Source organism: Schlesneria sphaerica (genome assembly GCF_044336245.1).
In the GTDB taxonomy this organism is placed as follows: domain Bacteria; phylum Planctomycetota; class Planctomycetia; order Planctomycetales; family Planctomycetaceae; genus Schlesneria; species Schlesneria sphaerica.
The window spans coordinates 2,747,413-2,773,459 of record NZ_CP172346.1 but is presented as its reverse complement, the minus strand read 5'-3'; the positions used below and the strand labels follow the sequence as shown (position 1 = coordinate 2,773,459).

16 protein-coding genes are annotated in these 26,047 nt (G+C 57.1%); 12 read left to right on the top strand and 4 right to left on the bottom strand.

From position 1 onward, the window contains the following. The first annotated feature begins 52 nt into the window (after positions 1-52). Positions 53-2,050, top strand: a complete 1,998-nt coding sequence (locus ACGY09_RS10085) for a hypothetical protein (protein ID WP_397571440.1) — start codon at positions 53-55, stop codon at positions 2,048-2,050. 17 nt (positions 2,051-2,067) lie between these two features. Here ACGY09_RS10085 and ACGY09_RS10080 read toward each other — a convergent pair whose 3' ends face one another. After that, entirely contained in the window at positions 2,068-3,597 is a 1,530-nt protein-coding gene (locus ACGY09_RS10080; protein WP_397571439.1) for a hypothetical protein, read from the bottom strand. 368 nt (positions 3,598-3,965) lie between these two features. Here ACGY09_RS10080 and ACGY09_RS10075 point away from each other — a divergent pair, with 368 nt between their 5' ends. The 3 genes from ACGY09_RS10075 to ACGY09_RS10065 are packed head-to-tail and all read left to right on the top strand — an operon-like array spanning position 3,966 to position 8,522. Continuing rightward, positions 3,966-5,702 carry a glycosyltransferase family 39 protein gene (locus ACGY09_RS10075; RefSeq protein WP_397571438.1) on the top strand — a complete coding sequence of 579 codons (1,737 nt, stop codon included), beginning with the start codon at positions 3,966-3,968 and terminating at the stop codon, positions 5,700-5,702. A gap of 60 nt (positions 5,703-5,762) precedes the next feature. Continuing rightward, the gene (gene asnB, locus ACGY09_RS10070; protein ID WP_397571437.1) at positions 5,763-7,718 is read left to right on the top strand and encodes an asparagine synthase (glutamine-hydrolyzing); all 1,956 of its coding nucleotides are present in this window, start codon (positions 5,763-5,765) and stop codon (positions 7,716-7,718) included. Between the two features lie 39 nt (positions 7,719-7,757). After that, positions 7,758-8,522, top strand: a complete 765-nt coding sequence (locus tag ACGY09_RS10065; protein WP_397571436.1) for a 4'-phosphopantetheinyl transferase family protein — start codon at positions 7,758-7,760, stop codon at positions 8,520-8,522. Between the two features lie 9 nt (positions 8,523-8,531). On the opposite strand, the gene ACGY09_RS10060 is transcribed toward ACGY09_RS10065, so the two are convergent. Both ACGY09_RS10060 and ACGY09_RS10055 read right to left on the bottom strand, forming a co-directional pair. Beyond that, on the bottom strand, positions 8,532-9,575 hold the full coding sequence (locus ACGY09_RS10060; RefSeq protein WP_397571435.1) for a hypothetical protein: 1,044 nt from the start codon (positions 9,573-9,575) through the stop codon (positions 8,532-8,534). 165 nt (positions 9,576-9,740) lie between these two features. After that, positions 9,741-11,315, bottom strand: coding sequence for an Hsp70 family protein (locus tag ACGY09_RS10055; protein WP_373650394.1), 1,575 nt, complete (start codon positions 11,313-11,315; stop codon positions 9,741-9,743). 892 nt (positions 11,316-12,207) lie between these two features. Here ACGY09_RS10055 and ACGY09_RS10050 point away from each other — a divergent pair. From ACGY09_RS10050 to ACGY09_RS10040, 3 genes are all read left to right on the top strand, one after another. Continuing rightward, on the top strand, positions 12,208-12,801 hold the full coding sequence (locus tag ACGY09_RS10050; RefSeq protein ID WP_397571434.1) for a hypothetical protein: 594 nt from the start codon (positions 12,208-12,210) through the stop codon (positions 12,799-12,801). Positions 12,802-13,024: 223 nt separating this feature from the next. Continuing rightward, the gene (locus ACGY09_RS10045) at positions 13,025-15,430 is read left to right on the top strand and encodes a PSD1 and planctomycete cytochrome C domain-containing protein (RefSeq protein ID WP_397571433.1); all 2,406 of its coding nucleotides are present in this window, start codon (positions 13,025-13,027) and stop codon (positions 15,428-15,430) included. Between the two features lie 129 nt (positions 15,431-15,559). Then, positions 15,560-16,972: a DUF1501 domain-containing protein gene (locus ACGY09_RS10040; protein ID WP_397571432.1), complete on the top strand. Its 1,413-nt coding sequence runs from the start codon at positions 15,560-15,562 to the stop codon at positions 16,970-16,972. Between the two features lie 132 nt (positions 16,973-17,104). Here ACGY09_RS10040 and ftsH read toward each other — a convergent pair whose 3' ends face one another. Next, the gene (ftsH, locus tag ACGY09_RS10035) at positions 17,105-19,111 is read right to left on the bottom strand and encodes an ATP-dependent zinc metalloprotease FtsH (protein ID WP_397571431.1); all 2,007 of its coding nucleotides are present in this window, start codon (positions 19,109-19,111) and stop codon (positions 17,105-17,107) included. Between the two features lie 373 nt (positions 19,112-19,484). Here ftsH and ACGY09_RS10030 point away from each other — a divergent pair, with 373 nt between their 5' ends. From ACGY09_RS10030 to ACGY09_RS10010, 5 genes are all read left to right on the top strand, one after another. Then, positions 19,485-20,360 carry a DUF58 domain-containing protein gene (locus ACGY09_RS10030; protein ID WP_373650399.1) on the top strand — a complete coding sequence of 292 codons (876 nt, stop codon included), beginning with the start codon at positions 19,485-19,487 and terminating at the stop codon, positions 20,358-20,360. 573 nt (positions 20,361-20,933) lie between these two features. Further along, positions 20,934-22,820, top strand: coding sequence for a hypothetical protein (locus ACGY09_RS10025; RefSeq protein ID WP_397571430.1), 1,887 nt, complete (start codon positions 20,934-20,936; stop codon positions 22,818-22,820). 236 nt (positions 22,821-23,056) lie between these two features. After that, entirely contained in the window at positions 23,057-24,130 is a 1,074-nt protein-coding gene (tatC, locus tag ACGY09_RS10020; RefSeq protein ID WP_397571429.1) for a twin-arginine translocase subunit TatC, read from the top strand. 100 nt (positions 24,131-24,230) lie between these two features. Then, the gene (locus tag ACGY09_RS10015) at positions 24,231-24,794 is read left to right on the top strand and encodes a DUF1802 family protein (RefSeq protein WP_397571428.1); all 564 of its coding nucleotides are present in this window, start codon (positions 24,231-24,233) and stop codon (positions 24,792-24,794) included. Positions 24,795-25,170: 376 nt separating this feature from the next. Continuing rightward, positions 25,171-26,046 (top strand): alpha/beta fold hydrolase, encoded by an 876-nt coding sequence (locus ACGY09_RS10010; protein WP_397571427.1) that lies wholly within the window; start codon positions 25,171-25,173, stop codon positions 26,044-26,046. The last annotated feature ends 1 nt before the right edge of the window (position 26,047 follow it).

The following is a 26,047-nucleotide window of genomic DNA, read 5'->3' as shown; positions in this document are numbered from 1 at the left end:
GAGCGGCGGTCATTCTCGTGTTGAAAGTCCTTTGGCGATTGAGGAGAGAGAAATGCGACATCGGTGGTCGGCCTGGTGTGTAATCGTCCTGACATCCGTGGGGTTCTTGAGTCCGGCTTTCGCTGCACCACCGGTCGTGGAGTTTGGACCGTTAACTGAACTTCGTACGGATGAAGGACGGATCTCCTTTGGGATGATTGTGAGTGCCGACGTCGTTTCCTGGTCCAGTCCCGATGCACGCGACTTACTGATTGGCCGTTTATGGGACGGCGTCTATCTGTATCCCTCTCAGGACCTGCAGTCGTTCGGTGAGCCAATCCGGTTGTGCGATCAACTGGGGCATGTGGTTCTGATGGTCGAGCCTTGGGGCCGCGATACCGACGGGCACGAACTGCTGATCGGTTGCGACCGGCTGGGAAATGTTTCACTGCTGCGCAAGGCGGGGCAGTACCCCGACATTCGGCTGGAGGTCGCTCAGAAGCCCTTGTTGATGTCGGACGGGTCGCCGCTCAATATTCCTTTTGTCAATCCGAAGTATCGATTGTCGTCGAATCCTGAGCAGCTCTGGCCCCAGGACTTCAATTACGCCTATCCGACAGTTTACCGGTCTCTCGATGGTGGTGAGGGTGTGATCTTTGGTGATTGGGGCGGCGAACTCTGGTACATGCCCCATACGGGAAACGAGGGACATGAGCCAGCCTTTGCAGGTCGTCTCTACAACAAGCGAGACGGTCGTCCGTTCGCTCGTCCCAAACATCTGCTGAAAGATGAACAGGGCGAGACGCTGCTGATGGGAACGGCGGCAGAGAATGGCATCCGTTATCCAGGGGGTGCTGCTCGTCCCGTGATGTACCACAATGAGGTCACCGGGTCGCATGGGTTGATCGTCGTGGGGGGGATGGAGCGAAATCAGATCCACTTCCTGCAGCAGGTCAAAACCGGTGCCGAGAATGAGCCGATCTTTCAGGATCATGGCGAGGTGACGATTGAAGGGCTGCCCGACGAAGGCTATGACCCCTACAACTACCATGCGGTGCTGACGCTGGTCGAGACAGGCGGAGGGCCCGATTTGCTGTTGTCTCGCGGTTGTGACATTGCGTACTGCAAGCGTCTGAGCAGCGATGGCGTTAAACCCCGATTTCGGTTTGACTACTGGCTGAGTGGGAAGAACGTACCGACGCGGGGCTATAACTTCACGGAAATCCTGACCGACCATCGAGGGCGTCGGTTTCTGCTGGAAAACGACACCTTCTGGACGTTCCGACAGATCACCACCGTACAGGGTGAGCCGAAGCTCTCATCGACTTCGTTTCCGCTTCTCGATCAGAACGGGATCTTCCTGGTTGAAGGCGAAACCGACATGCAGCACTTGGAAAAGTGGGGCTTTCATCGGGCTGCGTTGTGGAATTATGACGGCAGCGGCCAACAGCATCTGATTGTGGGGACAGATAAAGGTTTGCTCTACCTGCTGCGGCTGGAAAAGGACCTGGGGGTGGACAACCGGTTTGAGTTTCGTTCGTTCGGTCCCTTGAAGGACTCCCATGGAGAAGTCATTCGCCTGCATCACCGTGTTGTCGCGGCACCCGTCGATCTGAACGGGGACGGACGGCTTGATCTGGTACTGGCCGGGGCCACCTACGGTTCCGGCGACCCACGTCCCGGCAGTGGAATCTATTGCGTCTTGAACGAGGGGGAACTCGAAGACCAATCACCTGTTCTCTCGGCCGCCCAGGTCATCGAGACGGTCGGCCATGTTCATCCCGATTTCAAGATGCACCACGGGCAGGTTCAGTCGCTGGACTTATTTGGTACGGGCGAAAAGCTGGTGGTCGTCAGCACCCAGATCGGAGACGACTTTCGCGGATATGTCTATCGTCCCTCGAAGGATCGCATTGCTCTGGAGCATACTGGCGTCATCCTGCCTCCGATTTCGATTGAGGAGCGCCTGCTGGACTTGAAAGGGGATGGAACGTGGCAGTACGTTCGAAGTGGCGGTGAGTCACTGATTGCGAAGTACGCCACCGTCAAAATCCGAGCGAGCACGGACTGAGACCGGCACGGAGACACTTAGCGGGACATCAGGATCTCTTCGGTGGCTCGCGCATCTTCGGCGTATTGCTGGTCGAGTTCGACAAAGTCGACCCCCGTCAGTTCATCCAGACTGCTGGCTCGTGTTCTCGTCCGTTCGTCACTGCTGTAGAGCTGTGACAGATGTTTGACGATGGCTTCGCGGTATCGACCGTTGTCATAGTGCATGAAGAAGCGAGCCAGCCCTGCGGCCTGCGTGTAGTTTTTGGCCAGGTCAACAGAGCTCTGGAAGTCTTGCATTCCGTAGCTGGAGAATTCTCGTAACGGAACGTAGTAGCCTTTTTCCAGCAGGTTATGGCGTGCGCCGACGAAGCGGATGTATTTCGGGTCGCCGAGCGAGAACGAACCATTGCGGCTGCGGAACGACTCCATGTAGCAGGCGATTCCTTCGATGATCCAGAAGTGACTCCGCTCACTGATCGTGCGATTGACGTTGTTGCTTTCGAAGAACAACTGATGTGTCGCCTCGTGAAACAGCGTTCCCTCGTTGTCATTCATCGGGTCATGATAGAAGTGGGCGACCTTGTCGCTGGTCATGTAGACCCCGTTTGTCTGGTCGATGGAAGGGAAGAACTTCCTCAGCCGATTGAGATACTCTTCGCGCGTTCGATAGAAATGGACGGTGTAGGGTTTGTCGACCCGGACAGACTTGGCCGTGCCGTCGAAGACTTTTTGAAGTTGTTCGGGCGTGTGGAAGAATCCCGCAAAGGTTTCATGGAAGACACCGTAGAAATCTTCCAGCGCCTTCCCCATCGCGACTCCCTGTTCCAGGCTGACGTTGGTCTTGATCTGGTAATGGTCCGTGCGAATTTCCCAGGCGGATGAGAAGTCACGGCGGAGTTCTTTTTCTTTTTCGGCCGAGATCCAGCGGTCTTTGAATTTCCGCTCGCCAGCGATGTATCGGTCGACGTGAGCGCGGGGAAGCCAGCCGAATTCTTCATTCCAGACGTTCCCTTTGGTGACGATCTGGCTAAAGGCGAAGGGTGTGACCCATTCTTTGCCGAGGCGGACAAACCCGAGGATCTTACGAACCTGGGCGTGGTCGGGATCGTGGATGGCGGCTTCGCGAACCAGGTTATAGGCATACCCGGGAAAGCCCTGATGCAGTGCACCGCGAGACTGCTTGTACAGGTCTTTGGCGTATTCGCTTTCCAGATTACGGAGCTGCGTCTGCCAGTATCGTTCGTCCCCGACCACTCCCGCTGGAATCTCAGGTCGCACTTCGGTGGGAAGTTTGTCGACGCGCAAAGACTGCGAATCGGGAACGATGATGCGCGACCGGATCAGTTCAGCAGCTTCGGTGAGGGACTTTCCGTCACAGAAGACGGCGAGCTTTTCGAGCTGCTGTGAGAATTCGCGGAATCGTTCCTGATGTCGATCCTGGATGACCTGCAACGTGGTGCGCGTTCGGGGTGATTCCGCGATGCTTTTCACCGGCGAGCTGGCGAAAAGAAAGGTGCAGAAACCGACGAGACTTACCATCCGTCCGATGTGCAGCAACAAGTTCATCTCGATTCTCAAATTCCATCAGCCGTACGACAGTCGCGCAATCATGTCCCAGCAAGTCGGTTCATTCTAGAGAACGTCGCCGAGTCCTGATAGACGAGTTGTCTGGTGCAACAGTGTGCAACCGGACAGCATGCGCGTTGGACGAATGGGCATCGTCGATGTGATCGAAACCAGCGAGTTCAAGATCCATCCGCGAGAGATCACCGCCGCCACTCGTGGGACGGTCCGCTGGCCATGATCGCGGGCCGGAGGAAATCCGGAGTGGACACCCCTGTTGTCGGAAATGGCAACTTCGATTAAAAGCCATCTATTCGAGATCTTTCTCGATGGCACATTAACGATCACGCAGACGGCGAAAGGACGCGCCGATGAAGACATTGTGGCAATGGTTTGCCGGAGAGCAGCCCGCCCAGACCGATCACCAGACGTCTCCGCTCGGTTTTGCGGGGGACGTGGGTGAAACGGCGTCGGTCACCATTCCTAATCGACTTTCACTCAGTCGCCTGCTCGGTCTGTTTCTCTTGATCGGATTTCTTGCGCGGGCGATCCGGTACTACCTGTGCTTTCCTTTGTGGGATGATGAGAGCTTTCTCTGCGTCAATTTCATCAACCGCAGCTACGCCGAACTTTTGAATCCCCTGGACTACCATCAGGTTGCGCCAGTGCTGTTTCTGTGGGCCGAACGGGCCTGCGTGCAAATGTTTGGCTTCTCGGAATATGCACTCCGGCTGGTCCCTTTCGTCTGTTCGCTGCTCAGTCTGGTCCTGTTTCATCGGGTGGCTCAGCGGCTACTTTCAGGACCCGGTCTGTTATTCGCCGTGGCGATCTTTGCAGTGTCCTATCCCGGTATCCGTTACGGAGCCGAGGCCAAACCGTACGGCACAGACCTGTTTCTGTCGCTTGGTATCCTGGCGCTGGTCGTCGAATGGATTGAACGACGCGACCAGCGAATTCTGTGGGGTTTAGCAGCACTGATGCCGCTGGCGCTGGGGGCCTCGTACCCTGCGGTCTTCACCGGAGGTGGCTTGAGTCTGGTTGTGGGCAGTCTGCTGCTGGCTCAACGTGGAAGCCGGGCTGAGTGGTTGAGCTGGGTGGGCTGGAATGTCTCTCTTGTATTGAGCTTTGGTGTCTGGTTCACGCTTGTGGGGAAAGTCCAAAGCGGGGCAGAAGCGGAGTTTATGGGTGAGTACTGGAAGCAGAATTTTCCACCGGTCCGCCAGCCCCTGGAACTGCCTTACTGGATGCTGAAGACTCACGCGAGTGACTTTCTGGCCTATCCGTTAGGCGGGCCGAAATGGGCCAGCTCGCTGACGTTATGCTTATGCCTGGCAGGGTTGTGGCGACTGGTGTCGCAGCGCCGGTCTGTCTGGCTGGGACTGCTGCTGGGGCCAGCGAGTCTTCACTTTTTGGCGGCGGCACTGCAAAAGTATCCGTACGGCGGTCATGTCAAATTTTCGCAGTACCTGGCACCCATGATCTGTTGTCTGGCGGCGGTGGGGATTGTTCAACTGCTCGACTTGCGGACGCGGTGGGGTTACTCGGCAAAAACCGGGTTCGTCTGGGGGGCCGTAATTCTGGCGGCAGTTGGTTTTGGCGACATCGCTCGAGACCTGGTCAGCCCTTACAAAACGCGATCCGATGAACGGGCTCGCGCGTTCGCACAGGCCTTCTGGCCGGGGACTCACTTTGCCGAGGAAGTCGTTTGCCTGAAAAGCGACTGGGGATTGGACTTTGTCCCGGAGCAGCATCAGGAACTGAGCTGGTCGGCCCACTACTACTGCAACCGGGCCATCGAAGTCAGTCGTGGCCGATTGCACTCAGGCGACGAGAGCCGAGTGACGGTCGATCGACCGCTTCGCTGCGTTCTCTACCGGGAAGACCGATATGCGTTTGATCGTTCCGGACTGGAAAATTGGCTGCAGGGAATGCAGGAGCGATATGAGCTGGTCGGACGTGAAAGTGTTCCGCTTCCTCGTCGTGCCAAAGATGATCGCCGGCTGGTGACCATGGAGTACGTCGATTCCTTCCGGTTTGTTCCTCGAGCCGATTCGCGTCTGTCGACGCCGCTTCCGACGGCGGACGGGCGATTGAATCCGGCGAGGTAGCCATGTGAGATGCGTTCGTTCAACTCGATTCCTCTGGCCCGACTCAAAGATTGAGTTTCTATGTGTGGCATCGCCGGTCTCATCAGTTTGAACGACATGCCGGTGGAATCGGATTCGATCCGGCAGATGGTCGTCGCTCTCAAGCACCGTGGCCCCGACGCGCAGACAATTCACGTCGACGGGCCGGTCGCTCTGGGACATGCCCGTCTCTCGATTATCGATCTGGCCGCAGGACATCAGCCTCTCTTTAACGAAGATCGGTCGATCGCGGTTGTCTGCAATGGCGAGATTTACAACTATCGTGAATTGCGGAGCCAGCTTGTTCAGCGGGGCCACCAGTTTCGGACGGGAAGTGACTGCGAGGTTCTGACGCATTTGTGGGAAGAACGTGGTGCCCGGATGGTCGATGAGTTGCGCGGGATGTTCGCGTTCATTCTGTTCGATCGCCGCCGGGGGATCGTGTTTGGGGCTCGTGATCGGTTTGGTCAAAAGCCGCTGTTCTACGCCCTGTCTGAAAACCGGATCGCGTTTGCCTCGGAAATCAAGGGGCTGCTCGTACTGCCCGACGTTTCTCGAGAACTGGATCAGCAGGGACTCGACCAGTTCCTGTTTCACCAGTACGTACCTCAGCCTCGCACACTGTTTGCGGGAATTAAGAAACTCACCGCAGGAAGCTGTTTTGAAATTCAGGTCGCTCCCGACTTGCTCAAAGAGACTCCTCTGACGGCTGACTCGCCCGATTTGGCGGCCGGGGACCGATTCCGCGTGAGCTCGGGGCGAGACCGATTTGCCATTCGCAGCTTCTGGCGGCCGGAGATCCGGCCGGATCGAGCACTGTCGGATGCTGAGCACCTGGACCGAGTGGATCGGGCCGTGGCGGATGCGGTCGAGAGTCATCTTGTGGCGGACGTCCCCGTGGGTGTCTTCCTGAGTGGCGGGATAGATTCAAGCCTGATCACAGCCCTGGCGGCTCGAGCCACGGGCGAACCGCTGCAGACATTCTCCGTCTCGTTCCCACGGAGTGAACATGACGAGGCTCCTTACGCTAAGGCGGTCGCGGAGCGCTTTCGGACCCGACATCACGAGATTCCCTTCCAGCCGGCTGACATGAAAGCGGTGCTGGTGTCCGCGGCGACACTCTTCGATCAACCGCTGGCGGATATGGCGGTTCTTCCCCTGATGGCCTTGAGTCAGGCGGCGTCTGAGCACGTGAAGGTGGTTTTGACGGGGGACGGTGGAGACGAACTCTTTGCCGGTTATCGCAAGTACAAGCGAATGGCGGGAATTCCCGGTCGCTTCCGCTGGGTCCATCGAGCCAGTTCAGAGCTATTTCCCATTCCTCATCTGGCGGCCTGCCGTCCTGACCGGCTCGGTTTGCGAAAACTTCAAGCGCGGCTGGCGATGGCAGTCGCACCTGCTTGTCGCAGTCAGTACCAGCGGCAAAGCTGGGAAGGATGGGAGCGGCATTCGTTGTATCAGCCGGAACTGACAGAGAAACTGGCGGGCCGGTTTGAAGCGCTGAATGACGTGGATCAGGCAGAAACCTCGATGCTCGACCCGCTCAATCTGGCATTGCGCCAGGATCAGGGGACTTGCCTGGCTGACCGATTGCTGCTGAAAGGGGACTATGCGACGATGGCATCGGGACTTGAAGCACGGGCTCCGTTGCTCGATCATCTCCTTGCGGACGTGGCGGGGCGACTCCCCCTGCATTTGAAGGCGACGTCCCAGACGACGAAGGTGGCACTGCGGGAGATTGCGCGGCGTTATCTTCCTGCCGAAATCATCTCGCGTCGGAAGAAGGGATTCTCGATGCCACTGGACCGGTGGTTCCGCGGAGAACTGGCTCAATGGACGCGGCAATGCCTGATTGATGACTCTGTCACCCGTTCTCGCTATTTTCAGCGTCAGGCGGTGGAGCGTCTGCTGGCGGAACATGCCGCGGGGAAAAACCATGCGGCCCGAATTCATACGTTGCTGACATTTGAACTTTGGTCGCGGGCCTACGCCGCATAACATACTTCCGAACCTGTTCGCCTATTTCCGGATTCTGTGGTGTCCACTTTGGTTAACTCTGACTGGCTGCCAATTTCATTGCCCCTGGAGTTGTCAGCGGACGTGGTGCATGTCGTCCGTCTGAAACTCGATTTGCCCCCTGAACATTGGCTTCCGTTCAGTGACGTCCTGTCCGAAGAGGAACGTCAGCGGGCAGCCCGTTTTCGCTTCGACGAGCCACGGCGGCAATTTGTGACCTGCCGGGGAACCTTGCGGAAGCTGTTGGGAAGCCTCTGCCGGATTTCACCGAACGCCATTGAATTCCAGTATGGCCCGCATGGTAAACCCGGGTTGATGGTCCGCCAGGCGGACTCGCGGATTTCGGAACTCCAGTTCAGCGTGTCGCACTCGGGGTCTTTGGGCCTGATCGCCGTTTCCGTCGGCAAGGCGGTAGGCGTCGATGTCGAAGAATTCAGTCCCGCGGTGAAGCACCATCAACTGGCCGAACGGTACTTTGCACCGCCCGAAGCGCAGGAACTGAAGCGTCTTCCGGCCGAGCTTCAGTTATCGGGGTTCTACCGCGGATGGACGTGCAAGGAAGCTTATATCAAAGCGCTGGGGACAGGGCTGTCTCATTCGCTGAGCAGCTTTCAGGTGACGATTGATCCCGCTCGTCCCGCGTCGTTGTGCCACATCGACGGAAAGCCACGTGAGCCCGACCGCTGGACGGCGATGGCACTGGATGTCGGAGCACGTTACGCCGCCGCAGTGATGATCGCCGAACCAAACTGCCGCGTGCAGTGCTGGGACTGGTCTGCCACCTGACCTGCCCATTCAGTTCTTCTGTTTGACATGTGAGTTGTAAATCAGGAATGCCAATGGCAGACCGATGATCACAGTCGAAACGTATGGGAAGTACTCCAGGAAGCGGGGGAGGAAGTGCTTGTAGACACGGTCCCAAAGGACGAACGTGTCGAGCAATGCCGGTCCAGCGATTGCCCAGCACATGAAGATCATCCCCAGTTGCCTGCGCTGAGCCTTCTCTTCTTCTGTGTACTGGACGGCTTCTGGCTTACTTTTTGTTTTAACGGCTTTCTGGTCGGGGGAGGACTTTTTGCTCCCTTTGGAACCCTTGGCGGGTTCGGCGACCTCTTTGCGCATCCCCGGGGCGTAGTTCGCCGCGATCGCCTGATTGATCGACTTGCCGGAGGCGATGACCGGACGGATCGGCTTGCCGAACCGCAACCGGACTTCATCCTCGAGTTCCGAGTCGGGTTCATCCGCGCAAGCAACGACCACTGCAGTTTCGTCAATGAACAGTGGCAGACAGTTATGCCGACGAACAACGTTCTTCGGAACGGCGTCCATCGCATCATTATCCGGGACGAGGTCCGCCAGATCGACGTACGATCGACCGAGTTCGTTGGCGTAAGCTCGCGCGGCGGTCTCGTGATCGACCATTTTCAACTGCACGACCGCATCGCGCAGTGAGAGTCCTGTTCGGTCCGCGTGTGCTTTTGCTTCGCGTGCCTGGTCAGAGGTGATGACCTTTTCATCCTGCAGATAGGATGTCATGGGACGACGTCCAGTTTCGTCCCGATCATCGATGACGCGTCCCAGACTGCGATCGTATTCCTGCTTCAGTTCCTCATCGGTGAGGCAGAGCATCGCCTTCGCCAGCTCATTCAGGAGCGACTGCGATTCAATGGAGTACTGTCCGGAGGCGTATTTCCGGACGTGCAGATTCAGCTTCTTGTAGTTCTTCCGGATCTTGTCAGAGTCGTCTTCAAACTGGACAAGCCGGAGCAGCTGGTAATTGTTTGGCGGTCGCTGGTCCTCGGGGATCCCTAACCATTCTTTGTAAACGTCGATCGCCACCGGCGAACCTCCTGTAATGGTCAGCGTTCACAGGGGGAGGGCGACACATTTTCACTGCGACAACGACACTCCGCTGACGGCATTTCAATGATCCGTCCTGTCGCTCATCCGTGAAAATGGGTCTGCCCGCCGCGTTCTCCGTGCACGATGACCCTGTGTGATGTGCTATTCGACCTGGTAGTCTCGCGCCAGTTGTTCGAAGTTGTTGATCCCCTGATCGGAGAGACCCGAACTGCGTACGATTTCGGTCTTTGCAACGCGATTCCCGGTCAGTTCCTTGGCCGAGGCATGGATTCGACCGTTGGCATCGTAGCTGTAGGTGATTTCCACGGGGGAATTGGCGGGCAGATTGGGGGGCAGACCCACAATCTGGAAGTCGCCAATTTGCGTACAGGCTTCAGGATCACTCGCGTCCCCTTCCAGAATGTAGACGTGGATCGTCTTCTGGTTGGCCGAGTTGGTGACGAATCGCTGGCTGACGCTGAAGGGGATCGCCGAGTTTCTCGGGATCATGATGTGGTTGATCTTCCGAGTGCGGTCCTCTGGGCTGGAAACCTTGACCCCCAGTGAGTGCGAGTTGACGTCGGTCGTCTGGACCGATTTCAATCGCGCGGTTACGAGTTCGCTCAGACCTTCGATCCCACGATTTTCACGTGCTTCCAGAATTGCGGCATGGATGGCTGCCCCCTGGGCGACGGCTTCTTCGGGGCGAAGTTCACGCGAAGGTGTCCGTCCGCAGATCTCGGTCAGCATCGATTCGACCGAAGGCATGTAGGTCGAACCACCGACGAGCACGACTTCATCGAGGATCGATGGGTCGACGCCAGCTTGCTGAAGAACGAGCTCTGTCGTGTCGCGTGTACGCTGCAGCAGGTCGGACGTCATTCGCTCGAAATCTTTGCGAGTGAACTGCAGCGTCAGCGTCTTGCCGTGGAAGTATACCGACAGCGGGACCTGATTCTTGGTACTGAGAGCCCGCTTGGCGTCTTCGCACTCGACCGTGAAGTTACGAATGGCTTCGGGGTCGGTTCGTGGGTCATCGTTAAACTTGCGGTAGAACTGTTCTGCGACGTGGTCGGTGATTCGCTTGGTCCAGTCGATCCCCCCCAGCATCACGTCGCCGTCGGTTGCCAGTACGCGGAACTGTGTCGGCGTGTAGCGAACCACCGTGACGTCGAAGGTTCCCCCCCCCAGGTCGTAAACGAGAATCGTCTTGGAATCTTGCTTGAGGTCAGCGCGACCGAGTTCACCCTTCATCCAGGCGTAAGCGAGCGTCGCGGCAGTTGGTTCGTTAATGATGTCGACGACATTCAGGCCAGCAATGCGACCGGCGTCCTGGGTGGCCTTGCGACGAACGTCGTTAAAGTAGTACGGGACGGTGATCACGGCGTTAGCGATGGGGCCGATCGACTTTTCTGCGTCCTGCTTCAGCTTCTTGAGCACCAGAGCCGAGATGAATTCGGCGGTCAGCTTCTTGTTCTGGTAAACGACAAAGTAGTCTTTGTTACCCAGTTGTCGCTTGATCGCCTCGACGATGTGGTCAGGTGCTTCCTGCGAGATGCGCTCGAACGTGGGACCCACGACGACACCGTCTTCACCCAGTAACACGACCGACGGAGTAATGTTGCGCCCGTCTGCGTTCAGCAGTGAGACCGGCTGACCATCTCTGGTGAGCTGTGCAATCGCCGAGTATGTCGTTCCCAAATCGATGCCGACTGTCTGTCCTGCAAGAAATTTCATGACTCGTCGATTCCTGAATTGAATTGGCGATAGTGATGTGAGCGTGGACTGCGAAAAACGCTAAGTGTCTCGTGGCCCTCGAAACACGGCTTTATCAAGAATTGTCTGGAGCGGTATTCTTGCCGTGCTGCCGGACTTAAATCAAGCGCCCATCCCCCTTCGAGCCTCAACGAACTGAAACCAATCGGGGGAGTGTTCGATTTTGCGTCCGTATAATCTCTGCGATCCGAATGTTTTCGTGTTTTGTTTCTGCCACGGGTGCGACAGTCGTCGACTCAGCCGCTTCCGGAATCATGACTTCCAGACGGAGCGGGGAGCGGATGCACGTCTGGGCGATTCTCCGCGGGAAGGAGCTTCAGCAGGCCGTCCTTTCGCCATGCACGGACTTCTGCCAGGCTCGAATCGTCATTCAGATCGCTGCCCCTCTTCTGGCAGTCTGATGATGATGTCCTCGCACCACGAGAACGGGGCGCGGGTGTCACTTGAGATGAGATCGATCAAGGATCCTACGGTACCGGAATTGCAATCTACAGGAGACTCTCTCCTACCAACACGTTCAATATCACTGGGCAGGTACGAAGTTGGTCGCAATGTGACCGACGGGCACGGAAAGGTGCGCACCAAGTCCGTCAGGCACTCACTTATAAACATCACAGAGGTTCAGATGACAGAGAACATTCGATAAGGAGAACACCTGAAAGGGACGTCGGGGAAACCAATCCGGGATGGAATCCTTTAGTGGCAGGCTGGAACAACATTGAGCAGATTGAGGGCAAAATCTGACCACGCTGCTGCCGGTAATCGCATCACCCTTCGACCTGAGGAACATCTTGTGAGTATTGATCAGCAGAAAGCTTCAGGGCTTCAGGACTTTCGAACTCGAGTACATACGTTGAAACGCGAATTGTACATCGATGATTCGATCAGCGAGTCTCCTGACGAAGGGTTCTATGCCCGCTACTACATCACGACGGGACTGGTTCTGGGACTCTTCGGCGCGACGATCAGCCTCTTGATTAACGTGATGGGCGCTCCGCTCGCGGGAAAGAATCCGCTGGAACTGATCCGGGTTTATCTGACGTTTCCGCTGGGAGAGAAGGCGCTGCAACTGGCTGAAGGAAGTCAGAGTCTCTATGCCATGGGGGACGGCGTGATCCTCGCGATCGGTTGCCTGCTTTATCTGGTGACCGGCATGCTCTTGGGGGTGCCCTTCTTCATCGCGCTGGTGGGACTGACCGAAGGGCGATCGACCCTCTACCGGATGGTGATTGCCACAGTCCTTTCGACACTCATTTGGGCGATCAACTTCTGGGGGATCCTGTCGTGGCTCCAGCCCTTGCTGTTCGGCGGAAACTGGATCACCAATCCCGAACTCCTGCCCACATCGGTCGCGCTGGCAACGCATCTCATCTACGGCTGGACGATGGCCCTGCTCTATCCCTGGTCGGAATTCCAGGCATACGAGCAGGACGAACTTCAAGTCTAACTGCGATGACTGATGAATTGGTCTGTGAATTTACTCACGGCGTCCTTCTCACGGTCTACACTTCGTGCTGCCGGGTGAGTCCGATACGCGGGAAATCACGTGCATTTGATATATCATCGAATGCGAATACGTTTGCCCTCGATCGCTGACACGGTATGCTGCTGATTGCGCCGTACAAGTACTCGCAACAGCCGGCCGACTGTTTCAACGGGAAGGGCAAAGAGTGATTGGTGTTTTGCTGAGCTTGCTGCTGGCTGCGGAAGAACCCGCGGCACTTCAGAGCCCGACTACCGAACAGCTTCAATTCTTTGAATCGGATGTTCGGCCCGTTCTGGTCGAACATTGTCAGAAATGTCACGGTCCTCAAAAGGAATGGGCCGGATTGCGTGTGGATTCACGCGAATCGCTGCTGCGAGGTGGTGACTCGGGGGCTGCGATTGTTCCCGGTGAACCCGACAAGAGCCTGTTGATTCGGGCAATTCGCCACGACGATCCCGATCTCAAGATGCCAGAAGATGGAAAGCTGACCGACCGCCAGATTGCAAACATGGTGCGGTGGGTCGAGATGGGGGCTCCGTTCCCGGCATCGCAGCCGGCCAATGTGAGAACTCGCAGTAAGGATCACTGGGCCTTTCAACCGCTCGTCCCGGCTATTGTTCCTGAAATTCAGAACAAAGATGCTGCCGAGGCCCCCGTCGATCGGTTCATTCTCGCGCGGCTGGAAGCTCTCTCATTGCCGCCAGCGGCGCTCGCGGACAGGAACACGTTGATTCGACGAGTCACCTATGACCTGATCGGACTTCCTCCGACGCCCGAAGAGATTGCATCCTACGTGTCGGATGACCGACCCGATGCGCTGGAACGGGTCGTCGATCGACTGCTTGCGTCACCAGCGTACGGAGAACGTTGGGGACGGCACTGGCTCGACGTGGCGCGCTACGCGGATTCCAACGGGCTGGATGAGAATATTGCGCATGGCAATGCCTGGAAGTACCGCGACTATGTCATCGATTCCTTCAATCGTGACAAACCACTCGATCGCTTCATCGTCGAGCAGCTTGCCGGTGATCTGCTTTCGGCGGGGGACGAAACGCAACGGCATGAGCAGCTGATTGCCACGGGTTTGATTTCGATCGGACCGAAGGTTCTGGCGGAAGTGAATGAAGCGAAGATGCGGATGGATATCATCGATGAGCAGATCGATACTGTCGGTCGTGTTTTTCTGGGGCTGACACTCGGCTGCGCACGCTGCCACGACCATAAGTTCGATCCCATCGACACGGCGGACTATTACGGTCTGGCGGGGATTTTCAAAAGCACGCGGACGATGGAGACCTATACCAAGGTGGCCAAGTGGCACGAGCACCTGCTTCCTTCGGCGGCGGCAACGCAGATGCAGGCGACGTACGATGCCGACCTGGCACTGCGGAAAAAAGCGGTCGAAGAGTTCGTCGCAAAGACCAATCTGCAGGTCCGCGAGACACTCGACCCTCAGGCGACTCCTCCGGAAAGTCTGGAGTCACTCTATCCCGAAGCGGCCGCAGCCGAGCTGAAGAAACTGCGGGAAGAACTCGCTGCCCTGGAAAAATCCCCCCCCGAATTGCCGTCAGCCATGGGAGTGACTGAGGATCAAGTCACTGACGTGGCGATCCAGATTCGAGGTAATCCATTGAAGCTGGGAGAGGTCGTTCCTCGAAGGACGCCTCCCGTGATCCGCAGTTCACGCTCCCCCGAATTCGCGGCGACCGAAAGTGGTCGGCGACAACTGGCCGACTGGCTTATCGAACCTTCGCACCCACTGACTTCGCGAGTCATTGTCAATCGGATCTGGCGATGGCACTTCGGTCAGGGGCTCGTTCGGACCACTGACAACTTTGGGTTGCTGGGTGAAGCCCCCTCGCATCCCGAGTTGCTCAACTGGGTGGCTCAGCGGTTCGTCGCGGATGGGTGGTCACAAAAGAAGCTGCATCGACTGTTACTCAGTTCCAGCACCTACCGGCGCAGCAGCCTTCCCTCGGAGCAACTCGTCGCACACGATCCCGAGAATCGACTTCTAGGCCGAGCTTCCCTTCGGCGACTGGATGCAGAGGAAATCCGTGATTCGTTACTGAGTGTCAGCGGACAACTCGACACGATGATGGGAGGATCCCTGCTGAAAGTGAAGAACCGGGGATATCTCTTCGACCACACCTCGATCGACCTGTCCGACTATTCCAGTCGCCGTCGATCTCTTTATCTGCCGGTGATCCGAAACAATGTGTATGACGTGTTTCAATTGCTGAATTTCCCGGACCCTGCTGTTCCCACGGGGGATCGAACCACAACCACCGTTGCTCCACAGGCACTGCTGATGATGAACAGTGATCTGGTGATGCAGTCCGCGGAACAGTTCGCAGCACAGGTCCTCGCGATGGCAGACGACAACAACAGTCGGATCGATCGCTTGTATGCAGCAGCTTACGCCCGCAGTCCCTCGGCGGAAGAACGCCGGGACAGCCTGGATTTTCTGAGCAGGGTCAAGGCAAGCCTGGAGCAAGCCGATTCCGAAGTGGCCGAGCGAGACCTGAAGGCTTGGGGAATCCTGTGTCACACGATGCTGGCCTCAAATGAATTTATTTATCTGAAGTAGGTGACTCGGTCGGGGTGAACCCTGATCGAACCCGCCCGCAGCAAGTCGGGACGAGTGCCGCCGCTGTCTGCGGCACTGCGAGAAAAGATGTTGGGATCGGCTTTACGGAATTCGCAGTAAGGATTTTCGATGTTTCCTCTGGCGATGACTCGACGACAGGTACTCAAAAACTCGGCTGCGGGCTTTGGCTCGATGGCTCTGGCGGCGCTGCTTAACGAGACCGCTCGCGGGGAGACCAATTCGGCAAATCCGCTGGCTCCTCGTCCGCCGCACCTTCCTGCACGGGCCAAACGAGTCATCTTTCTCTTCATGAGCGGCGGGCCGTCGCAGGTCGATACCTTTGACTACAAACCGCTGCTGACTCGAGACGACGGTAAGCCGATTCCCTTCGAAAAACCAAAGGTCCAGTTCAATTCCACCGGCAATCTGCTGAAGTCACCTTGGCAATTCAAGCAGTATGGCGAGAGCGGTGGCTGGGTCAGCGAGTTGTTCCCCAAGCTGGCCGAACGAATCGACGATTTGTGCATGATTCATTCGATCCACGGATCGAACCCCGCACACGGCGGTGCGGTGATGAAGATTCATACCGGAAGCGACAACTTCGTTCGCCCCAGCATCGGGTCCTGGGTCAGCTATGGACTGGGGACGGAGAACGCGAATCTTCCCTCGTTCGTGACCATTTGCCCCACGCTCGCCTTCGGCGGGATTAATAACTGGAGCTCTGCATTCCTTCCCGGTGTTTACCAGGGGACGCCGCTGGGAGATGCCAGCATCCCGTCCGAGAAGGCGAAGGTGAAGTACATCGAGAATTCGCGTTTACCACGTGAGATTCAGCGGCTGCAGCTTGACCGCCTGTATCAACTCAACTCACAGCATCGTCAGCACGCGGGGCCGGAAGCGGCACTGGAAGCGAGGATCAATTCGTTTGAACTGGCGTTCCGAATGCAGTCAGAACTCCCCAAAGTCGAAGATCTGTCAGGCGAATCAGAGGCGACTCAGAAGCTGTACGGCCTGGACAACCCCGTAACGGCCAATTTCGGGCGGATGTGTCTCATGGCCCGCCGCTTTGCGGAGTCGGGGGTGCGCTTCATCCAGGTCACTCATAATGACAGCAAGGTGCAGTGGGATCAGCATTCTGATCTGAAGAATGGGCATGAGAAGAACGCGCGAGAAGTCGATTTGCCGATCGCGGGATTGTTATACGACCTCAAAGAGCGGGGCTTGCTGGACGACACGCTGATCTGGTGGGGCGGCGAGTTCGGACGAACTCCAACAGCCGAAGGGCCTGACGGCCGTGATCATAATCCGGAAGGATTCACCATGTGGCTGGCCGGGGGGGGCGTCAAAGGGGGACTGCACTACGGCAGCACGGACGACTATGGCTACTTCGCCGCACAGAACAAAGTGCACGTCCACGACCTGCACGCCACCATCCTGCACCTGCTGGGGCTGGACCACGAACGACTGACTTATCGCTACTCAGGCCGTGACTTCCGCCTGACGGACGTTGAAGGGAACGTCGTCAAAGAACTGTTCAGTTGAGACGGGAAATCAATCGAGGCCCATCCGTTTCAGGGGAATGGGCCTCGATCAAGCCGCTTCCGTCACAACTGGTGCGATGCGAAACTGGTGCGATGCGATACGTGTAACCACACCCACAAACCGAGCGTCGCATCAGCCCGACTGAGCCACATCGTCCTGGCCACTTTGCTCATCGGTCGGACGAAGTGGGGGTGGCGCTGGATGGACGAAAGTTCCCGGTTTCAGTTGCGGACCCGTCTTGTACTGGTCGAGGATTGCTTCCAGTTGCGGCTGGTCAATGACTTCTTTTTCGAGCAGTTCGCGTGTGATGTGCTCCATCACGGTGCGTCGCGAGACGAGAATTTCATGAGCTGTTTCGTAGGCCGCGTCGATGATGCGACGGACTTCCAGGTCGATCTCGCGGATGGTCTCTCCGCTGTGGGAATAATCGGCCGGGGCAGAACTCCCACTCAGGAAGGGATTGCTGCGTGATTCGCTGTAATGGACGCGGCCCAGTTTTTCGCTCATTCCGAATTCGGTGATCATCCGGCGCGCCAGATCGGTGGCACGCTGCAGATCGTTCGAGGCGCCGGTTGAGTTCTCGTGGTAGACGATCTCTTCGGCAGCAATTCCGCCGAGCAGAACGCAGATGCGGTTTTGCAGTTCCGTCCGTGTGATCAACTGGCGGTCGTCTTCCGGTCGCTGCAGGGTATACCCCAGCGCACCAAGTCCGCGCGGAATAATCGAAACCTTGTGAACGGGATCGACATTGGGCAGCGAGCAGGCGACCAGTGCATGGCCCACTTCGTGCCAGGCGACTCGCTGTTTGACTTCTTCGGGCATGACGCGGGCAGTTTTTTCGAGCCCCGCGACGACGCGATCGAACCCTTCGTCGAACTCGACTGTGGTGACAGAGGTCTTGTTCTTACGAGCGGCGAGAAGCGCGGCTTCATTCACGAGGTTCGCCAGATCGGCACCGACGAATCCCGCGGTCAGTTTGGCCAGATGCTTGAGATTAACTCCGTCATCCATTTTCACTTTGGCGGCGTGAACTTTGAGAATTGCTTCCCGTCCACGGATGTCGGGGCGATCGACCAGGATATGTCGATCGAAACGACCCGGGCGCATCAGTGCCGGATCCAGTGTCTCCGGTCGGTTCGTCGCCCCGAGGACAATCACGCTCTGGTCAGATCCGAACCCGTCCATCTCGACGAGCAGGGCATTGAGGGTCTGGTCCCGCTCCTCGCCGCCACCGGGAGCACCGTGACTACGGACTTTGCCGATCGCATCGAGTTCGTCGATGAAGATGATGGCGGGTGATCGCTGGCCAGCCTGCTGGAACATGTCCCGCACGCGTGCGGCCCCCACACCGACGAACAGTTCCACGAAGTCGGAGCCGGACAGACCGTAGAAGGGAACGCCCGCTTCACCGGCGACCGCTTTCGCCAGCAGCGTCTTTCCGGTTCCAGGAGGCCCGACCAGCAGCACTCCGCGTGGGATCCGTCCACCCAGTGCCTGATAGCGTCCCGGATTTCGCAGGAAGTCGACGATTTCCCGCAGTTCTTCCACGGCTTCATCAATCCCGGCAACATCGTTGAAGGTAATGCCGATTTCTTCCTGGGCGAAAAGCTTCCCGCGACTGCGGCCGAAGGCGATAGCGGAACCGGGCCCGCCAATCCGTCGAAAGACGAGCCAGACACAGAGCAGACAGACGCCGGTGAACAGCGCCAGATAACCAAGATCCCGGTAGGGGGAAGGGGGATCGTCGTAGCCCCAGTCAGTAATGTTGGACTCTCTCAGCAGATCGTCGAGGCGGGCTTTCTCGGCGTCGCTCATACTTCCGACCGAGACGGAGTATTGCTGCGGACCGTGTTTCGGATTGGGTGAAGATTTGGGCAGATCCTGAAATGTGATCGTGCTGTGACCGCGGCGCAGTTCGAAGACGTTGCCGGCATGGAGAGTGCGGTCTTCCAGGCGTTTGACGAATTCGCTGTACGTCAGGGACTTGCCCCGCCAGCGAGACGAGAAACTGAATAGCACCGCACCAATCACGGCCAGAATCATCAGAAACCAGAACAGGTTACTGGAATTGCCCTTATCGGGACGCTTGCCAGATGGCTCGGGAAGATTGGTCGGGCGTTTCGGTTCGGGTTTAGACATAAGAGACGCAACATCCTGACTGTCAGGCGACAAGCGCAATTCACGGACTGAGCGCAAAAAATGACTGTGGCAGTTACGCCACAGCGAAACCAATTAACTTTAGGTCGACTGCAAGGAGCGGTCAACTCCCGCGACGGCGCGCCAGGTGGTTCCGAGGGGATGCCACGCCAAGAGGAGGAGGACCGATCGGGAGGTGGAGAATGGAGCGAGATGTTCGAGTCAGGGGAGCGTGACTTCCCTCCTCACTTCAGTAATGTCATACTGTCTGAAACGAAACGCGGCGTCAGCTGACAAAGATGCCCTTGTTTACCGTTTGTGAGCGTCTGAATCGTGTCAGATCGATTCGAGCCCTGATGGGTAGCTGGAGAAACGAATGCTCTTCGACGGAGATTTTCTCAAAAAGCTCGAATATCTGTCGCTGATCTCGCGGCGCGTCTTCCGAGGTTCTGTGCTGGCCCAGCGGCGGACGAAACAGATGGGGGGCGGGATCGAATTTGCCGACCATCGCGAATATGCGGCTGGAGACGACTTTCGCCACCTCGACTGGAATGTCTACGCGCGACACGGTGATTTGCTGTTGAAGCGCTTTCAGGAAGAAGAAGATCTGCACGTCTATTTCCTGCTGGATTGCTCGCGCAGTATGGGCTTTGGTTCGCCAGCCAAGTTTGATCTGGCACGTCAGGTGACTGCGGCACTCGCTTACATTGCACTGGCGGATCTTGATCGCGTATCTGTCGTCGCTTACTCGCAGGAGATCATCGCCGATTTTCCATTGACGCGAGGCAAGGACCGGATTCTGTCCCTGCTGAAATTTCTCGAAAGCCTGACTCCTCAGGGTTCAGATACCAACCTGGGGCGAGTCGTCAACGGCTTCGTGATGCGGCCGCAACGACGAGGGCTGGCGATCGTGGTCAGTGATCTGTTCGATCCTTCTGGCTACGAACGAGGTCTCGATCTGCTGCGTCACCGGACCTATGAACCGCATATCATTCAGATTCATGATCCTGCGGAAGCGCGTCCCAACCTGCTGGGTGAAATTGAACTGGTGGATATCGAAACCGAGACGCTGCGGAAGGTCACGATCACCGAACGGGCGTTGCGTGACTACCGCCGCGCATTCGACGATTTTCAGGCTTCGATTGCCGCCTACGGAAAAAGGTACGGACTCGGCTGTACCCAGACCACAAATGAAGTCGACTTCGAAGATCTCGTACTGCGAATGATGCGCACCGCCGGGGCGCTGAATTAAGGGACTGCGTTAAACCGACGCCGCATTTCTCGTGGACTTTTCGCAGGTCACTCGCCATGCCACGCAAGCGGAAGGAGACCGGGAAACGAACCACTGACCGACTGCGGTGATTTCCCACAGTCGCCGGGGCTCTTTCCCAAGTAATCAGATTTCGGGATAGACATTGATTCAATGCAACTGTGAAACGCGGGGATCCGGTCGGTTTGGGGCCAGCTCAGGGGTCCCGTCGTTACGTTACTCAGGGTCCGAACCCAATCCTGCGGGATCCTTTAGAACACCGAATTTGCTGACTTGAATTCTCTTTCGGGTGGAGTACCTTCTGGCGAATCTGTCCTGCGGGCTGGCAACACATTTTGCAGTGCGGGGTGACGAAGATTCGGGTGGCCTGCTTGTCTCCGTTCGGTGTGTTCTGGTTGGACGATTGGTTACGATATAATCCTGTGCACTCTTTACTGACGGGACTTGGGCGAGACGGGTACCCAGTCGCCTGAAGTCAGTTGATGGGTCATCAGGTCGTTCCAGGGGCAGTACGACTATTGCGCGTTTACTAATGTTTAAGAAGGCCGCTGACCAATGCCTGTTAAGGTGAAGTGTCCCAGTTGCGAAAAAGTCCTCTCGGTTCCCGATGCGGCACGCGGAAAGGCCGTCAAGTGTCCGCAGTGCGAGTCGAGAATCGCAGTTCCTCGCGAAGAGGACAAAGGGGATTCCAGCGTCAGGACATCACGCTCGGCAGCGGCCAAATCCAAAGTAAAAAAGCCTGCGAAGGCTCTGGACAGTGAAGCGGCACTGGCGACGTTTGACATGCGTCGGGCCGAAGATACGGAAGCACGCATTTGTTCCAAATGCGGTTTCGACATGCAGTATCAGGACGAAGATGACAACGAGTGCCCCCAGTGCGGCTACGATTCCAGCGCGGGGGGCTTGGGTGCCAAGGCCCGGAAAAAGCAGTTGAAGGGACCCGATCCAGCGGACTTCTATCCGGGACTCGTTAAAGAGGCCTGGAAGTTCGTCGGGAAGAACCAGCTTCTCGCCTGGCGTACCGTGATGTACACGCTGGTCTGCTTGTGGATTGCGCTGGGGTGTGCGTTCATGTACCTGTGGGTCTCGATGTGGCCGCCCCGCATGTTTCTGGCCCTCTGCTTTACGGTCAGCTTCCTGGTGATCCCCGGCTGGATGTGGTTCCTGGACACGGAAGTCATCAAGCTGACGCTGGAACGCAAAGACAAATTCAAGAAGTTAAACTTTGATTTCTTTCTTGCCAGTGCGATGGGCGCAGCATTTGTCTTCTGGTGTCTCGTCGTGCTGATCCCGGTGCTTGCCATTCCTGCAGGCATTGGATACGCGCTGGTCAATTACAGCGGAATGCCAGATTATGTGATGGCAGTCTGTCTGGGACTGGGTGCCATTCCCGCGATCTGGATGCTGCCGGTTGTCATGTCACACATGACGATGCCCGTCCAGTACAAGGGCTGGATGGTGTGGAAAGTGATACCGATGTGTGCGAGGAATATCGCACCCCTGTCGTTCTGGATGCTCTGGTTCCTGATCACCAATGTGGTCAACATTGGTGGAGTGGTCGCGATCAGCACTGTCTACGGCCAGGAGATTGCCTCACTCGTACGGACGATGGAGTTCAACGCTGATGTTCGCCGGCAGGAATTTGCACGGATTCAGAACCCCAACACGAAAAAGAAGGGCGAAGTCGCCCCGACGCTCGAAAAACTGCCTGATCTTCAGCCGGTGAATTTTCAGCCACTGATTATTCCCGCTGTCATCTTGAGTCTGATGAGTGTGGTCAACGGTTTCACGTCGCTGTTCAACATGCGGACGAACGGCCAGTTCACCTACTACCACAAGAACTCGCTGGAACTGATCGACAAGCTGAAAGAGTACAAGTACAAGGCGAAACAGAAAGTTGACGAGGACGAGGATGAGAAGCCCAAGACCGCAGTACAACATCTGGTTGATGCAGCGGTCTTGAACCTGGTGTTCTGTCTGCTCGGTCTGGTGGGGGGGATGCTGTACGGGTCCTTGACGGAGGCTGGCGTTCCGAAAGGAATCGTGACAGGCCTGTGGGTGGGTGTCTCTTTTGCCGGCATTGCTGTGTGGATTAACTTTGTGAAAGAGGGATTTGCGGACAGCCCAGTGTGGGGAATTCTCAATCTGCTGTTCCATCCCATTTCCGGCCTGATTTTTGTGTCTAAGAACTGGGAGTATCGGCAGGGGCTCTTCTTCCAATGGCTGGTGAATCTACTCGTCTACATCCCGGTGTTTATTGGGGCCATTGCGTTTGAGGCGGTGGCAATTATGAAGTCTGGCGATGCGGGATCATCGGGGGCTGCTCCGCAGATGATGCAGCCGGGCCAGATGATGCCACCCGGTCAAATGATGCCGCCAGGGCAGATGGGACCTGGTGGTATGCCGGGGCCGATGCCGGGGGGACCTGCTGCAGGCCAGTAAATTCGGACGCTGGTTCGTTCCGCTGGACATAGTCCCTCATTCGCGTAGAATAGCCGTCACACCGCTCTCCTGCCCGGCTCTCTCGCCGGTCGATTCGAGTGGACACCGTCAGCGTTCGCCACCAACTGTGTGGAGCAGGAACGAACGGCCTGGTTCCTCGAATGATTCTGCGGACACACACCGGATACGGTCTCGTGTCCTCTTGAATAACTGCTGCTGAAGAGAGAGTGACATCGATGGCGACAAACAAAGACCTGTTCGACGATTCGACGATGACCTTCGGCGAGCACCTTGAGGTGTTGCGCTTCCACTTGATCCGCGCCCTGCTCGGGCTGATGATCTCGGTGGTCTTCTCGCTGGTTTTTGGTGAGCAGCTTGTCCGACTGGTCCGCCAGCCGATCGATGCCGCGCTGCGTCGTGCCAACGTGATTTCAGCCGTTCAGGACGACATCAAAGGTTACAGTTTTTGGGGTGGCATGTGGGCGTCCGTGAAAGGCCAGGTTGTCGCCCCTTCTGTTCGCGAAGAAGATAAGGAAGCCCTCAAGGTTCTCACAGAAGATGAGAAACGCGAGGTCAATATTGAAGTTTCTGCCTACGACCTGATTTCGCAGCTCCATCAGGCCTCGCCCGAGAGTTTTCCCGAACCTGCAGAAACTCTGAAAGAGAAGTCGCTGGTCCTTCCGGCCCGGTCGGAAGCCTTCCGTCAATTCCGCCGGTCGGCGGAAAAGGTCGATCGCCCTGTCACCCTGAATGTGCAAGAGGCTTTCATGACCTACATGAAAGTTTCATTCATTGCGGGCCTGGTGATTGCCAGTCCCTGGATGTTCTACCAGCTGTGGTTGTTCGTCGCGGCAGGGTTGTATCCGCACGAACGAAAGTATGTGCATACCTACCTGCCCATGAGCATCCTGCTGTTTCTGGGAGGAGTCGTCTTCTGCTTCTCGAATGTTCTGCCACTCGTCCTCGACTTCCTGCTGAGTTACAACGCGAATCTGGAACTGACGGCCCAGATTCGAATTTCTGAATGGATCAGTTTCGCCGTCATGCTACCGTTAATGTTCGGGATCAGTTTCCAGCTTCCGCTGGTGATGTTGTTCCTGACGAAGATCAACATCTTCACGGTAGACCATTACCTCGGACAGTGGCGACTGGCTGTGCTGGCGATCGCGATCATTTCGATGGTGCTGACCCCGACACCCGATCCGATGACCATGCTGATGATGATGACCCCGCTGCTGGTGCTCTACGGGTTAGGCATCGCCCTGTGCAAGTGGTCGACCCCCAGTTCCCCGCTGGGTGAGCCTGCCTGAGGTCCCCTGACCTTCGCCGACGACAGCGGGGATGTCAGACAAGTGCCGTGAAGCCCGTGGTGGCGGCCTTGTGCATTCGCGGGAGAAATGAGACGCAACGATGGAATCCGCCAATCGATTTGCTTTTAAGGAGTGGGCCGTCGTCTGTGAGGCGCTCGCGACGGGACGGCAGAGTCTGATTCTCCGCAAAGGAGGCATCCACGAAGGCCGCGAGGGCTTTCGTGTGGCGCATCGGGAATTCTGGTTGTTCCCGACCGGGTTTCACCAGCAACCCGACTCGGTCGTGGTCGACGCACAGCCACTGCTTGAGAAGGTCCTGCGCGAAGAACCACCATCAGACCAGGTTCATGTGCGGCACCACGCCGAAGTCGAACAGGTCATTTCGATTCAGGAGGAGTCAAAACTTCCACTGCTCCGTCCGTGGCACATCTGGTCGGACGAGACGGTTTCCCAGCGGTTCCATTACAAGTCGCCGGGTCTGTTCGCGATGCTGGTCCGCGTCCATCAGCTTCCCGCAGCGAAGGTGCTTGCCACGTCGTCTCATTTCGCGGGATGTCGGAGCTGGGTCGATTTTCCGGACGAACTTCCCACGACCGGGCTGACTCCGATTCTCAGTGAAGAAATCCATGCTGACCGTGTGCGACAATGGAACCTGTTGTTCTGACCGAGGCATCAGAAATGGCTCCAGAGCGTCCACGTCAACTGAGCCCCGCTACCCCGCGGGGAGTGTCGTCGACGGGCCAGCGGTTCAAGGTTCGCCCTGCGTCACGAATGCGGGTGGAATCCCTTCAGTGACTGGAACTATTCGCGTTCGGACGCGATTATCTCTGTTTCGCATGATGTCAGAATCAGGCAGACGAGTGACTCGGAAGGCCATTCTGAAGCGATCGAAAGACCAGGACAGAGAGGGGCACACGCTGCAGTGGCTCGCGGCCGTTTCTCATTCTGTTCCTGACACAGGCGATCCAGAATTCAGAAATTGATCCTGAAATCGTGCGTTCAATTTCATCGACATACTTTCATCAGATAACGGCGGCAACGTGGCTTTTCCTGGTTATGACTTCGCACCGCACTTCACCGAGATCGATGGTCTGCGAATGCACTACGTGGACGAGGGCCAGGGCGAAACGGTCGTCATGCTGCATGGAAACCCAAACTGGTCTTATTACTACCGGAACCTCGTTCATCGCTTGAAAGACCGGTATCGGTGTCTGGTCCCTGACCATATTGGCTGCGGATTATCCGATAAGCCGGGTGATGACCGTTACCCATTCTCGCTCGAACGACGTGTGTCGGACCTCAAGGCTTGGCTAAACCATTGTGGTGCGACCGAAAATCTGACGCTGGTCGTACACGACTGGGGGGGGATGATCGGGATGGCTTTCGCCACCGAGTTCCCCGAACGAATCAAGCGACTGGTCCTGTTGAATACGGGGGGATTCCACCTGCCCAAAACAAAGGGGGTTCCCTGGCAACTGAAGCTGGCACGCAGTCCCATCGGAGGTCTGCTGGTCCGAGGTTTCAACGCCTTCAGTCGGGGGGCCGTCCGTTCGTGTGTGACACGCAATCCCATGCCGAAGGATGTCGCGGATGCTTATTGTGCGCCGTACAACTCATGGGCCAACCGCATCGCCGTACATCGATTCGTGCAGGATATTCCGCTGAAACCGGGCGATCGCGGTTACGAACTCGTCACTCAGGTGGAAAACCGGCTTGAGCGATTGAAGGGAATTCCGATGATGATCGGCTGGGGTGACAAGGATTTCGTCTTTGACGAGCATTTCCTCAAGGAATGGCTCGCCCGCTTTCCAGAGGCGGAACTCCACCGCTACCCGGATTGCGGACACTACATCCTGGAGGACGCCAGTTCCGAACTGATTCCGATCATCGACGATTTCCTCTCGCGCCACCCGTAGT

Coding starts and splice junctions, on each gene's coding strand:
- ACGY09_RS10085 (WP_397571440.1), top strand. CDS start 53: ATGCGACATCGGTGGTCGGCCTGGTGTGTAATCGTCCTGACATCCGTG.
- ACGY09_RS10080 (WP_397571439.1), bottom strand. CDS start 3,597: ATGAACTTGTTGCTGCACATCGGACGGATGGTAAGTCTCGTCGGTTTC.
- ACGY09_RS10075 (WP_397571438.1), top strand. CDS start 3,966: ATGAAGACATTGTGGCAATGGTTTGCCGGAGAGCAGCCCGCCCAGACC.
- asnB (WP_397571437.1), top strand. CDS start 5,763: ATGTGTGGCATCGCCGGTCTCATCAGTTTGAACGACATGCCGGTGGAA.
- ACGY09_RS10055 (WP_373650394.1), bottom strand. CDS start 11,315: ATGAAATTTCTTGCAGGACAGACAGTCGGCATCGATTTGGGAACGACA.
- ACGY09_RS10040 (WP_397571432.1), top strand. CDS start 15,560: ATGTTTCCTCTGGCGATGACTCGACGACAGGTACTCAAAAACTCGGCT.
- ftsH (WP_397571431.1), bottom strand. CDS start 19,111: ATGTCTAAACCCGAACCGAAACGCCCGACCAATCTTCCCGAGCCATCT.
- ACGY09_RS10030 (WP_373650399.1), top strand. CDS start 19,485: ATGCTCTTCGACGGAGATTTTCTCAAAAAGCTCGAATATCTGTCGCTG.
- ACGY09_RS10025 (WP_397571430.1), top strand. CDS start 20,934: ATGCCTGTTAAGGTGAAGTGTCCCAGTTGCGAAAAAGTCCTCTCGGTT.
- tatC (WP_397571429.1), top strand. CDS start 23,057: ATGGCGACAAACAAAGACCTGTTCGACGATTCGACGATGACCTTCGGC.
- ACGY09_RS10015 (WP_397571428.1), top strand. CDS start 24,231: ATGGAATCCGCCAATCGATTTGCTTTTAAGGAGTGGGCCGTCGTCTGT.